13 protein-coding genes are annotated in these 12,368 nt (G+C 53.4%); 9 read left to right on the forward strand and 4 right to left on the reverse strand.

The annotated features are described in order from the left end of the window. Positions 1-5: 5 nt before the first annotated feature. The 7 genes from NSP04_RS12075 to NSP04_RS12105 all read left to right on the forward strand — a co-directional run bounded on the left by NSP04_RS12075 (position 6) and on the right by NSP04_RS12105 (position 8,097). On the forward strand, positions 6-395 hold the full coding sequence (locus NSP04_RS12075; RefSeq protein ID WP_257512602.1) for a hypothetical protein: 390 nt from the start codon (positions 6-8) through the stop codon (positions 393-395). A gap of 36 nt (positions 396-431) precedes the next feature. Continuing rightward, a complete protein-coding gene (locus NSP04_RS12080; protein ID WP_257512603.1) occupies positions 432-1,256 on the forward strand; it encodes a metallophosphoesterase in 825 nt (274 codons plus the stop codon). Further along, positions 1,253-2,080 (forward strand): hydroxypyruvate isomerase family protein, encoded by an 828-nt coding sequence (locus NSP04_RS12085; protein ID WP_257512604.1) that lies wholly within the window; start codon positions 1,253-1,255, stop codon positions 2,078-2,080. Before NSP04_RS12080 ends, NSP04_RS12085 begins: the two co-directional genes overlap by 4 nt. Positions 2,081-2,111: 31 nt before the next feature. Further along, positions 2,112-2,540 (forward strand): CoA-binding protein, encoded by a 429-nt coding sequence (locus NSP04_RS12090; RefSeq protein WP_257512605.1) that lies wholly within the window; start codon positions 2,112-2,114, stop codon positions 2,538-2,540. 40 nt (positions 2,541-2,580) lie between these two features. Then, the gene (gene hemE / locus NSP04_RS12095; RefSeq protein ID WP_257512707.1) at positions 2,581-3,675 is read left to right on the forward strand and encodes a uroporphyrinogen decarboxylase; all 1,095 of its coding nucleotides are present in this window, start codon (positions 2,581-2,583) and stop codon (positions 3,673-3,675) included. 272 nt (positions 3,676-3,947) lie between these two features. After that, entirely contained in the window at positions 3,948-6,050 is a 2,103-nt protein-coding gene (locus NSP04_RS12100; protein ID WP_257512606.1) for a primosomal protein N', read from the forward strand. A gap of 46 nt (positions 6,051-6,096) precedes the next feature. Continuing rightward, the gene (locus NSP04_RS12105; RefSeq protein ID WP_257512607.1) at positions 6,097-8,097 is read left to right on the forward strand and encodes a UvrD-helicase domain-containing protein; all 2,001 of its coding nucleotides are present in this window, start codon (positions 6,097-6,099) and stop codon (positions 8,095-8,097) included. Between the two features lie 14 nt (positions 8,098-8,111). Here NSP04_RS12105 and NSP04_RS12110 read toward each other — a convergent pair whose 3' ends face one another. Genes NSP04_RS12110 through NSP04_RS12120 form a run of 3 tightly spaced genes read right to left on the reverse strand, consistent with a single transcriptional unit; the run spans position 8,112 to position 10,154 of the window. After that, on the reverse strand, positions 8,112-8,549 hold the full coding sequence (locus NSP04_RS12110) for a response regulator (RefSeq protein ID WP_257512608.1): 438 nt from the start codon (positions 8,547-8,549) through the stop codon (positions 8,112-8,114). Further along, entirely contained in the window at positions 8,546-9,238 is a 693-nt protein-coding gene (locus NSP04_RS12115; RefSeq protein ID WP_257512609.1) for an NAD(P)H-binding protein, read from the reverse strand. The genes NSP04_RS12110 and NSP04_RS12115 overlap by 4 nt, the downstream gene beginning before the upstream one ends. A gap of 19 nt (positions 9,239-9,257) precedes the next feature. Next, positions 9,258-10,154, reverse strand: coding sequence for an SDR family NAD(P)-dependent oxidoreductase (locus NSP04_RS12120; protein ID WP_257512610.1), 897 nt, complete (start codon positions 10,152-10,154; stop codon positions 9,258-9,260). A 136-nt stretch (positions 10,155-10,290) separates the two neighbouring features. Between NSP04_RS12120 and NSP04_RS12125 the strand changes: the two genes are divergently transcribed. Continuing rightward, on the forward strand, positions 10,291-10,959 hold the full coding sequence (locus tag NSP04_RS12125) for a TetR/AcrR family transcriptional regulator (RefSeq protein ID WP_257512611.1): 669 nt from the start codon (positions 10,291-10,293) through the stop codon (positions 10,957-10,959). 60 nt (positions 10,960-11,019) lie between these two features. On the opposite strand, the gene NSP04_RS12130 is transcribed toward NSP04_RS12125, so the two are convergent. Beyond that, entirely contained in the window at positions 11,020-11,580 is a 561-nt protein-coding gene (locus NSP04_RS12130) for a c-type cytochrome (RefSeq protein ID WP_257512612.1), read from the reverse strand. Positions 11,581-11,798: 218 nt separating this feature from the next. Here NSP04_RS12130 and NSP04_RS12135 point away from each other — a divergent pair, with 218 nt between their 5' ends. Beyond that, a complete protein-coding gene (locus NSP04_RS12135; protein WP_257512613.1) occupies positions 11,799-12,359 on the forward strand; it encodes a cytochrome b in 561 nt (186 codons plus the stop codon). Positions 12,360-12,368 lie beyond the last annotated feature (9 nt).

The following is a 12,368-nucleotide window of genomic DNA, read 5'->3' on the forward strand; positions in this document are numbered from 1 at the left end:
ACTTTATGTACACCAAATTCAACGATCTACTCACAGACCTTAGCCGTTCACGTCCAAGTGAACGCGGCCCCACTGGCCCGGTTTTCTTTTTCAATGACCAACCTGTTGCGCTGCTTGAAGGTGAAATGGAAGGTGTGCATTGGGTGGATATTCACATCGAGTTGCGCAACTTTCATGTCGACAATTTGGCGGCCGCGAAAAAGGTGTTGCAAGCCAATCGTGAAATGGGATCATCCACACCCATTCCAACTTGGTTTGCAATCAATGAGAAAACAGACAAGCTGATTTTCATCAACCGTCTGGATTGGCGACACATTAGCTGCCAGATTCTGGAAGACCATGTGCTGCGCTGTATTGAACAAATGGGCGAAGCACTACGCACCGAGGGTGTGTAAGGCAAATTAATTCCCGGTACAGGTTAGAATGAAAGCATGAAAATCGCTTTGTATTCTGACCTGCATCTAGAGACCCTGCGCAATTTCCCGGCCTTGGCGGCAGTGCCGCGCCCGGCAGAAGGCGTGGACTTGATGATTCTTGCCGGCGACATTCACCAAGGCACAAAAGGGCTGGAAGCACTGGCCGACCTAGGTGAACATAAGCACATTTACGTGGCGGGCAATCACGAGTATTACCACCACGACATTGAAATTCTTGATGATCATTTGTTCAATATTGCCGCCCGCAAAAGTTTGAACTACCTGCAACGAACCAGTGTGGTGATTGAAGGCGTTCGTTTTCTAGGTTGCACACTTTGGACAGATTTCAACATTCAACCCGGTTGGCGTTTTGGTGCAGAACTGGTGGCCAAAGCGTTTCTGCCCGATTACAAATTGATACGCATGCGGGGCAATCAATTTTCGCCCAGCATGGGTATCGATCTGCATCACCAAAACATCGACTGGCTTGAATCCGCATTGGCCGCACCCTTCGATGGAAAAACAGTCGTGGTGACGCACCACGCGCCGCACCCGCAAAGCATTCATGCCCGGTTTAATTTAAGCCCGATCAATGCTGCATTTGTTTCTGACCTTAGCCGCATGATGGGCAAGGCCGATGTGTGGGTGCATGGGCACATGCACGATTCCTTCGATTACACCGTTCACCAAAATGGCGGGCAAACCCGCGTGTTGGTGAACCCGCGTGGCTATGTGCGTAAAAAAGGCAAGGCCCGCAAAATGGAGCGCGGGCAGGTGCAAGTCACACCGCAGGTGTTTGAAAACCCGTTTTTCAATCCAAATTTGGTGTTTGAAGTATGAAGCTGGCCGCCAACCTGAGCTGGCTGTACACCGAGTATGACTTTCCGGAACGCTTGCAAGCCTGTGCTCAAGACGGCTTTAAATATGCCGAGTGCATGTTCCCTTATGAACACCCGGCTGAACTGTTGCGTGAAAAAGCTGAAGTTGCAGGCGTTGAGTGGGTGTTGATCAATGCGCCAGCGGGCAATTGGGCGCAAGGCGACCGCGGCTTGGCAGCAAACCCAGCCAGGCGGAACGAATTTAGACATGCAGTGGAACAGGCAGCCCGTTACGCACAAACACTGGGTGTGAAAAAGGTGCATGTGTTGGCTGGCGTAGTCGACTTAAATTGCACTGATGCACTTGCAAATGCCTTGGCCTGCTATGAAGACAACCTGAATTGGTTGGCCGACACCATGAGTGCCTTGCCAATTGACTGGTTGATCGAACCCATTAACCGGGGCGATGTACCGGGCTATCTGCTTGCTGAGCAGGCCGCTGCGCACAACATCATCAAACGGCTCAACAAGCCCAACCTGGGCGTTCAAATGGATTTGTACCATTGCCAGAAGGTGGAAGGTGATGCGGTGGCCGCGCTGGCGCAGTACCTTCCCACCGGGCGCGTGAAGCACTTGCAAATTGCAGGTGTGCCCAATCGCGATGAACCAGCATTGCACGGTGCGGGTTTGAATTACCAGCAAGTGTGGCAGCAATTGCATACCCATACCTTAAGCTACTCAGGTCACATTGGATGCGAATACCGACCCAAGACCACCACCCGGGATGGCCTTGGCTGGATCCGAAGCAGCGGTTTTTCAGGCACAATGGAAGCCTTCAAACCTTGAGCTTAGGCGGGCGACCGCTGGAAGATTGTGCATGCAAGACGCTGAACTGAAGCAATTGCTGACGAATGCCAAAACCATTGCAGTGGTTGGTTTTTCATCGCAAGCCCACAAGCCCAGTTTTTTTGTGGCGAAGTATTTGCAATCACAAGGTTATCGAATTTTGCCAATCAACCCTGCCTTGCAGGGGCGCCCCAGCGGCTTGCTGGGTGAAACCTGTTACCCCGACTTGAAAACCGCAGTTGAAGAAACCGGTTTGAAGGTTGATTTGGTGGATGTGTTTCGCCGGGCAGAGCACACGCCCGATGTCCTTGCACAAGCCATGAATATCGGCGCTGGCGCCGTGTGGTTGCAGCAGGGCATTCGGAATGACCTGGTGGAAGCCAAAGCACGCGCGGCGGGTTTGCCTTTTGTGATGGACCGCTGTTTGAAAACCGAACACCAGCGTTTGTTTCTCGCTTGAATTAATTTTGTTTCGCATCAATTAAAAAGTACCCATGACCATGAGCAGTTTTCAGCCCGTCAAAAACGACACCTTTCTGCGCGCCCTGCGCCGCGAGCCCACGGAATACACGCCAGTGTGGCTAATGCGCCAAGCAGGCCGTTACCTGCCTGAATACCGGGCCACACGTGCCAAGGCGGGTAACTTCATGGGCTTGTGTACCAACCCGGAGGCCGCTTGTGAAGTAACACTGCAGCCATTGGAACGTTTTGATCTGGACGCGGCCATTTTGTTTTCAGACATTTTGACTGTGCCCGATGCCATGGGCTTGGGCTTGTATTTTTCTGAAGGTGAAGGCCCGAAGTTTGAGCGGCCTTTGGTCACCGAAGAGGATGTGGCCAAGCTGGCAGTGCCCGACATTGGCACCAGCCTTAAATATGTGACCGACGCAGTCAGCACCATTCGTGGCGCGTTGGGCGGCAAGGTGCCGCTAATTGGTTTTTCTGGCAGCCCATGGACTTTGGCCTGCTACATGGTGGAAGGTGGCGGCAGCAGCGATTTCCGCAAAGTGAAAACCATGTTGTACCAGCGCCCCGACCTGATGCACCGTATTCTGGAAGTGACCACCGAGGCGGTGAGCCAATACTTGCGCGCCCAGATAGACGCAGGCGCACAGGCAGTCATGATTTTCGACAGCTGGGGCGGTGCCCTGGCCGATGGCGCATTTCAGAAGTTCAGTTTGAATTACATCAAGAAAATTGTGGCCAGCTTGCCCTTGCAAGCCAACCGCGGAAGCTTTGTTGAAGATATTCCTTCAATTGTGTTTACCAAAGGTGGTGGCTTGTGGCTTGAAGACATTGCGTCTTCAGGCGCCACTGCAATGGGTGTGGACTGGACAGTGAATTTGGGCCAGGCCCGCGCCCGTGTGGGCGACCGTTGCGCCATTCAGGGCAACCTGGACCCCAACGTGCTGTTCGCAGAACCCGCACAAATTGAAGCCGAGGTGGCCAAGGCATTGGAAAGTTTTGGTGTGCCACAGGCTGGTGCGGGGCATGTGTTTAACCTGGGGCATGGCATATCTCAGTTCACCAATCCGGACAGTGTGGAAGTGATGGTGAATGCTGTACACGCCTATAGCCGCAAACAAAGGCAGTAAAAACTTGGACTTATGCACATTTTTGGCGCAGTGTTGCGCCAAATTTTTTTTGCATTGCACGATCTTCCGAAAGTAAGAACGGGTCTTTAAGTAATTGTTTTTATTGAATAAAATATAATTTTGTACAATTTGTACTTTACAGGATGAACTTCATCATGTACGGCAGGCCCGGTAATAATCCACGGATGTCCACAAAGTTATCCACATTTGCTGCTCAGGATTTTGTATTCCGTTTAATTCAAGCCAGCTAGTCCACAAACTTAAAGTAAGCTGTGAAGACAGATCCAAGTCAAGACACACCAAGCGCACCTGACACCACGCCCTTTTTGCTAGTAAGCGTGCTTGTTGCTGCACCGCTTCCCAAATCTTTTACCTATCAATGGTTGTGCGCCACCACGCCCCAGTTTGGGATGCGAGTGATTGTGCCATGGGGGCGGCAGCACCGAATAGGCCTGGTTCAAGGGGTGGCACCTGATCAGCAAATGGCTGACAACATCAAGGCCGTGCACGCGGTTCTTGATGAAGGCGAGTGCCTAAGCCCCGAGTGGCAGGCCTTGATCGAATTCGCGGCCAAGTACTACCACCACCCATTGGGCATGATTGCTTTGGAGTCCTTGCCAAAAGCTTTGCGTGTGTTGAATGCCCGGGGTGAAGAACCCGTGATGGTGGGCAAGTCGAAAGAGCACGCCATGAAACTGCTGGCCGAGCGCAACAATCCTGACGCTGTGAGTAAGGTCAGCAAGATCAAAGTCGATAAACTTGAGAAACCGGTTTTGAACGCCGAGCAACTGGCGGCTGTGGCCCAGTTTTCCAGCGCAAAAGGTTTTCAGCCTTTTTTGCTGTACGGCGTAACCGGCAGCGGTAAAACCGAGGTGTATTTGCACACGGTGGAAGAACGCCTGAAGTGCGGTGAGCAAGTGTTGGTGTTGCTGCCAGAAATTAACCTGACCCCAGCCGCACAGGCTTTGTACAAAGAACGGTTGGCACCCCACCGCGTGGTGGTGATGCACAGCAATCTGGCCGAACTGACCCGAACCAAAGCCTGGTTTGAAGCCGCCACAGGTGCAGCCGATGTAATTATTGCCACGCGCTTGGGTGTGCTAACCCCCTTGCCGCGTTTGGGCATGATTGTGGTGGACGAAGAACATGACCCCTCGTACAAGCAGCAAGACGGCATGCGTTACCATGCCCGCGATTTGGCGCTGATGCTGGCCAAACAGCGCGAGGTGCCCATCGTATTGGGTTCAGCCACCCCTGCACTGGAAAGCTGGTTGAAAGCCGACACAGGGGCTTACAAGCGCCTTGCCTTGAAGAATCGGGCAGTACTGGGTGCAAGCTTGCCAAAAGTGGAATTGATCAACACCGCCAACTTTCCGGCCAAGGAAGGTTTAAGCGAGCCAGCCATGCAAGCCTTGGTGCAAAACTTCGAGGCAGGCAAGCAAAGCATTGTGTTCTTGAACCGCCGTGGCTATGCACCGCAAATGGTGTGCAACGCGTGTGGTTGGGTGGCCAACTGCGACCACTGCACAGCCCACATGGTGTGGCACAAAAATGAACGCATGCTGCGCTGCCACCACTGTGGCGCGGGCCAGCGCGTGCCCACGCATTGCCCCACCTGTGGCAACCAGGACCTGACGGGTTTTGGCCGGGGCACGCAACGCATTGAAGAAACACTGGGTGGCTTGTTGCCCACAGCGAATATTTTGCGAATAGATGCCGACAGCACCCGCAACAAGGGGCAGATGGAGGCTTTGCTTCAACAGGCCCACAGTGGCGAAGCCGATGTGCTGGTGGGTACGCAGATGATTGCCAAGGGCCACGACTTTGCGAATGTGGCACTGGTGCTTGCCTTGAATGTAGACGCCTCTCTGTATTCGCACGCCTACCGCGCGCCTGAACGCTTGTTTGCCCAGCTGATGCAGGTGGCGGGCCGGGCTGGGCGCCGCGCGGGGGACGCCCGCATGGTGGTGCAAACCCGCTACCCGCAGCACCCTTTGTTTGATGCTTTAAAAGCGCATGATTACGAACACTTTGTCAGCCATGAAATGCAGGCCCGCAAAGATGCGCGCATGCCCCCGTTTTCGCACCAGGCCACCATTCGTGCCGATCACAAAAAGCTGGCCAACTGCCTGCAGTTCCTGAGCACAGCGAGGGAGCTGGGTGAACCCTTGGTGGACGCTGACAACCCGGTATTCATGTGCGACCCTGTGCCCCTGACCGTGGTGCGGGTGGGTGGTATTGAACGCGCGCAAATGCTGATTGAAAGCGAATCTCGGCCTGCCTTGCACCGTTTTTTAACGCAGTGGCTGGCGCAGTTGCACGAGTTACCCGGCAGTGTGCGCTGGTTTTTGGAAGTGGACCCGGTCGATTTGTAATTGCCCTCTGGTACATTAATGCCTTCCCCTGGAGTTGCCCCCCGGTATGTCTGTAGGCCTGAACAAAGCCCAAAGCGAAGCAGTTGTGTATGTCGATGGCCCGTGCCTGGTATTGGCAGGCGCAGGGTCGGGCAAAACACGCGTTATTACCCAAAAAATCGCGCATCTGATTCAAAACAAGGGCGTGAGCGCCAAGAATATTGCAGCGGTTACCTTCACCAACAAGGCCGCCAAGGAAATGGAAGAACGCGCGGCCAAGTTGCTGCATGGCAAGGAAGGCAAAGGCCTGTTGGTGTGTACCTTTCACAGCCTGGGCATTCGAATTCTGCGGGAAGAACACAAGCATGCCGGGCTGAAGGCGCGCTTCTCGATTCTGGATTCAACCGACACCTATGGCTTGGTGCAGCAGTTGTATGGCACCACCGACAAGCAACTTATTCGCAAGGCGCAAAGCGTTATATCCCTCTGGAAAAACGGCCTTGTTGACCCCGACACCGCGCTGGCGCAGGCCACCAGCGAGGACGAAGGGCAAATTGCACGCCTCTACAAAAGTTACGAAGCCACTTTGGCCGCATACCAGGCTGTGGATTTTGATGACCTGATCTTGAAGCCCACCCGCCTGTTGGCCAGCAATGATGAAGTGCGCAGCCGCTGGCAAAACCGCCTGCGATACCTGCTGGTCGATGAGGTGCAAGACACCAATGCCTGCCAGTATGATTTGCTGCGTTTAATCGCTGGCCCGCGCGCCATGTTCACGGCAGTGGGCGATGACGACCAAGCCATTTACGCCTGGCGGGGTGCCACCATTGAAAACCTGCGGCAGCTGACCGAGGATTACCCGCAACTGAAGGTGATCAAGCTGGAGCAAAACTACCGGTCCACCTTGCGAATTTTGCAGGCTGCGAACCGGCTCATCGAGAACAACCCCAAGCTGTTTCCGAAAACCCTGTGGAGCGAACATGGCCCGGGTGAGCCCATCGTGATCAGCCCAATGGCCGACGATGAACACGAGGCTGAACAGGTGGCCATGATGTTGAGCGGCCACCGCTTCGAACGCCGTGCCAAGTATGGAGACTATGCGGTGCTGTACCGTGGCAACTTTCAGGCGCGCATTCTGGAACAGGCCTTGCGCCGCCAGAAGATTCCGTACATTTTGAGTGGCGGGCAGAGCTTTTTTGAACGTGCCGAAATCAAAGACGTGATCGCTTATTTGCGCTTGCTGGTGAATTCTGATGACGACCCCGCATTCATTCGCGCCGTGACCACGCCCAAGCGGGGCATTGGTCAAAAAACGCTGGAGGCCTTGGGCACTTACGCGGGCACGCGCGGGGTTTCATTGTTTGAAGCAATTTTCGAGACGGGTGCGGAAAGCCATTTGAATGCTGGCATGGTGGACGCACTTCGCACTTTTGGCACCTTCATCAACAAGCTGGAATACCGCGCACAGCGCGAGCCTGCCCGCGATTTGCTGAACGAATTACTGGCCACCATCAAGTACGAAGAATGGCTGTACGAGCAGCAAGACGAGCGCGGTGCGCAAAGCAAATGGCAGAACGTGCTCGACTTTGTGAAGTGGATGGGCGACAAGGGCGATGAAGAAGGCTCAACCCTTTTGGACCTGACGCAAAAGGTCGCCTTGATGACGATGCTGGACAGGCAGGACGACGGCACACGGCCGGATGCGGTTCAGCTAAGTACCCTGCATGCAGCCAAGGGGCTGGAATTTCCGCATGTGTTTTTGATTGGTTGTGAAGAAAGCATATTGCCCAGTTTTGGCGACGGTGAAGGCCGCGAACTGACCGACGACAGGCTGGAAGAAGAGCGCCGCCTGATGTATGTGGGCGTAACCCGCGCACAGCGCAGTTTGAACATTACATGGTGCAGAAAACGCAAAAAAGCACGCGAGTTGGTGAGTTGTTTTCCGTCCCGGTTTATCAAGGAGCTTCAACTGGAAACTGACAAAGACTTGCCTGACGACACACCCAAGATGAGTCCGAAAGACCGTTTAAGTGCTTTGAAGGGGTTGCTTACCAAAATTGGAAACTGAGATTGGAAATTGACCTAGCGATTCGCCAGTGCTGAATTCACCTTTTGAATCAAAGCGTCGGGAGTCACTGGTTTTAATAACCAACCCGCCAAATTCAGCTGTTTTCCTTTTTGAATCATTTCTTTGTCTGAATACGATGTGATCACCACGATGGGCAGCGTTGCCCCGGTTTTTCGGATTCGGTCACACAGTTCCAGCCCGTCCATGCCTGGCATGTCAATGTCGGTGATGATCAAATCGGGTACGCCTTGCTCAACAATGGATTGGATACCCGCTTGTGCTGTGGGTGCTGTGCGCACCACGTGCCCGGCTTGTTTCAGAATTTGCGCACACACATTGCGAATGGTGTTGGCGTCGTCGATCAGTAAAATAATGGCCATGGCTGAACTGGTTAATTGGGTTGTTACATCATAACCCGCGAACGCAGGCCCTACAGGGCCGGGCTGGCTCACTGAAAACTTTCAGACTCCAACACCTTCACGCCTGGTTCCGCTTTCAGGGCTTCTTCCAGCATCACATGGGCAAGCTTTTCCACTTTCACACTGCGCAATCGCTTGGGCAGTAACGGGTTAATCAGGCGGCTGGCAATTAAACCAATCTCTTCGCCCAAGCGGAATTCTTCGCGGTCGCCATCCAGCAAGCCGGGGCGCGCAATCACCACGCTGTGAATGCCTGCATTTTTCACTGCATGTTCAGCTTCTCCCTTGGTGCGCAGGTACAGACCTTTCGCCTTGGGGCTGGCCATCATGGCGGAATTCAAAACAAAGCATGGCACGCTGTTTTGTGCAGCCAGTGCGGCGAATTCCGAAACCAGTGTGTAGTCCACGAAGCGAAATTGTTCTGCTGTTTTGGCCACTTTGATGGTGGTGCCCAGCGTGCACACCAGGGCATCTGCCTGCCACCATGGTGCTTCTTCCGGAATGGCATTGAAGTCGATCACCTGGTTCAACAATTTCGGGTGCAGGGCAATGGGTTTGCGGGTAAGTGCTACCACCTTGCCAACTTGTGGGTGCGCAAGTGCCTGTGCCAATACGCTTTGGCCCACCACGCCAGTGGCTCCGACCAACAACAGGGTTTTCTGTTCCAAATTCAATCCTTCATAAAAAAACGCGGCAGTCCTAAGACTAACCGCGTTTTGCATTCAAAGTCCAAAAGCCAACTTAGGCGCTTTGGGTTTGCTTTTCGGCCGCTTTGCGCTTTTTGCGCGCAATCTGTTTGTCGCGCATTTTCTTCATTTGGCCAACGATAATGGTTTGGTACAGTTCGGGTAGTGTGCGCACCATGGTGTCAATGGCCACAGCGTCCGGGCCAACCAGCACACGGCGTTTGTCTTTCTTCACGGCTTTCAGAATAATGTCGGCAGCCTTTTCAGCGCTGGTGATGAACATTTTCTCGAAAAACTCCTTGCCGCTTTCAGGGTCTGCGCCAGTGAATTCTTCAATTTCAGGCGAGGTAACGCTTTTGCGCGCAATCGCAGTTTTAATGCCACCGGGGTGAACGCTGGTTGCAGATACGCCGCAATTCATCATGTCCAGTTCCTGGCGCAGGCTTTCGGTGAAACCGCGTACCGCGAATTTGGTGGAGTTGTAAGTGCTTTGTGTGGGCTGTGCACAGAGACCAAACACGCTGGACGTGTTGATGATGTGGCCTTCACCAGATGCCTTCAGGTGCGGCAAGAATGCCTTGGTGCCATACACCACGCCCCAGAAGTTAATGCCCATAATCCATTCGAATTTGTCGTAGTCGATGTGTTCAACCGGGGTTGCATAGGCCACACCTGCGTTGTTAAAAATCAGGTTCACTTTGCCGTGGTCTTTGGCGGTTTGGTCGGCCCAGGCGTACATGGCGTCGCGGTTGGAGACATCCAGTTGCTGGCTGGTGACCTTCACATTGGGCGCCGCTGCTTTCACCAGCTTTACGGTTTCAGCCAAGCCTTTGGTGTCAACATCTGAAATGGACACATTGCAGCCTTCTTTGGCCAGTTGAAGGGCCAGCGTGCGGCCCATGCCAGAAGCTGCACCAGTGATTGCGGCCACTTTGCCGTTGAATGATTTCATGTGTTGGTCTCCGTTCCGTGATTTTGGCGGCACAATCGGGGTTGTGCCTTGCGCTGTAATTTGACAATCGTGGTTGTCAATTTAATGTTGACCCTGCATACTGTCAATGCCTATTTTTTGAGTATCTATTCCAATTATGAATGCGAAAGCACCGGAGCAAATTGCCAAGGCCGCAGGGCGGCGATACCGCGGGGTGTCCAATGAAACCCGCAAGGCCGAGCGCCGTTTAAAATTGATCGAGGCTGGCATCAAGATTTTTGGTTCCACCGGCTACCACGCCGCCACGGTGAAGGGTTTGTGCCAGGAAGCCGGGCTGACTGAACGCTATTTTTACGAAAGCTTCAGCAACGCGGAAGCGCTGTTCACGGCCTGCTACCTGCACATCACCGACACGTTGCGCGAGAAGCTGCAACATGTGTTGCTGAATATGGATGAAGACAACCTGGAGTTGGCAACACGCACTGGCTTAACCGTGTTCTTCACCCAGTTCAAAGACAGCCCGCAGGCCGCACGCATTTTGCTGGTGGAAGTGCTGACTGTGAATCGCCACCTTGAAGAATTGAGTCTGAAAACCTTGTACAGTTTTGTTGAAATGCTGGAAACCTTGGCCAAGCCGCTGATTGAGCAGCGCAAGGACGGCGCGGTGGCTGGGCTGGATTCAACCCTGTTGGCTTCGGGTTTGGTGGGGTCGGTGCTTTACATGGCCGCCCGCTGGAGCATGGACGGCTGCAAAAAACCAGTCGATGATGTGGTGGAAAACGCCATGCTGATATTTCGTGGTGTGGGTACACTGCTGACCCAATAAAAAAACCCGCTTAAACAGCGGGTTCTTGTTTGCCTAAATGCTTGAATTGAGTCGCCAGATTTACTTGGCTGTTTCAGCGCTCGATTCGGCGGCTGCTTCAGTGGTGGCTTCAACTTCAGCTGCAGGAGCTTCCGGTTCGGCGTAATCGGCGCCCACTTCTTTGCCCATGTAAGCCACAGCACGTGCCACTTCAATGTCGTCAAGGCTTGAATTGCCACCCTTGGCTGGCATTGTGCCAATGCCGTTCACTGCGTTTTTCCACAAGGTGTCGAAACCTTTGCCCAGGCGATCAGCCCATTGGCCCTTATCCCCAAATTTCGGCGCACCGGCTGCACCTGAATCATGACAAGCCGCACAGGCCGTTGAGTACACTTGCTGGCCGGTTTTTAGCACCTTGGGTGCGCTGGCATCAACGAAGTCGATGGTGCCCACCGGGGCCAGGCGCTGTGCAATCGCTTCGTCCGAGAACGCATTGCTGCCTGCCGCGGGTTTTTCGCTACTGGTGACATAATAGGCCAGCAGAATAATGACAAAAATTGGAATGACAAACGCAGCAATAACGGCATACACAAGTTGCTTCGGTGTCTTGATTAGTAGTTCGTGTTCGTTCGAATCGCTCATACGACGTCCTGATTGAAAGCGCTAGGTTGAAACGTAATTTTGAAACGTATTTGTGGCGGCTTGCGAAAACCACCCACGCGCAGCGCCCATTCTAAGCGGATTGGCCGAACAGACATGTACGCAGCATCAAAACAACTGTAAATTGTAGCGTGAAAAAAGCTTTAAACCCAACTATTTATTGCTGACATTGTAAGCGACTACCCTGCAAGGACAACAATTTGAAAAGCGCACTCAGCGAAAACCATCGGTATGGTTTGCCCATGGTAGCGGTTCACTGGTTAATGGCCGTTGGAATATTGACCGCTTTCGGCATGGGTTTGTACATGGTCGACATTCCCGGAATTACGCCATTCAAGCTGAAGTTGTTCAATTGGCACAAGTGGCTGGGTGTCACGCTGTTTGCGTTGGTGCTGCTAAGAATTGTGGTGCGTACCTTCTCAAAAACCCCGAAATACCCCGCCCATTGGGGTCATAAAACCGTGTTGCTGGCCAAATTGGGACATTTGGCCCTGTATGCAGCCATGTTGGGCGTGCCCACATTTGGTTACTTGTACAGCCTTGCAGCGGGTTTTCCGGTGATGTGGTTTGGCATAGTCGAACTGCCGGTGATCATCGAGAAGAACGCGGAACTCAAAGAGTTGTTTAAAACCCTGCATGAACTTTCGGGCAAAGGCTTGGTCTTGTTGGTGGCGGGCCATGTGTTGATGGCCTTGAAACACCACATCCTGGACAAAGACGGCGTATTGGGCCGAATGATCCCTGGTATGAAAGCCGACTGAAAATTGATT

The organism is Limnobacter parvus (genome assembly GCF_024623725.1).
GTDB lineage: Bacteria > Pseudomonadota > Gammaproteobacteria > Burkholderiales > Burkholderiaceae_B > Limnobacter > Limnobacter parvus.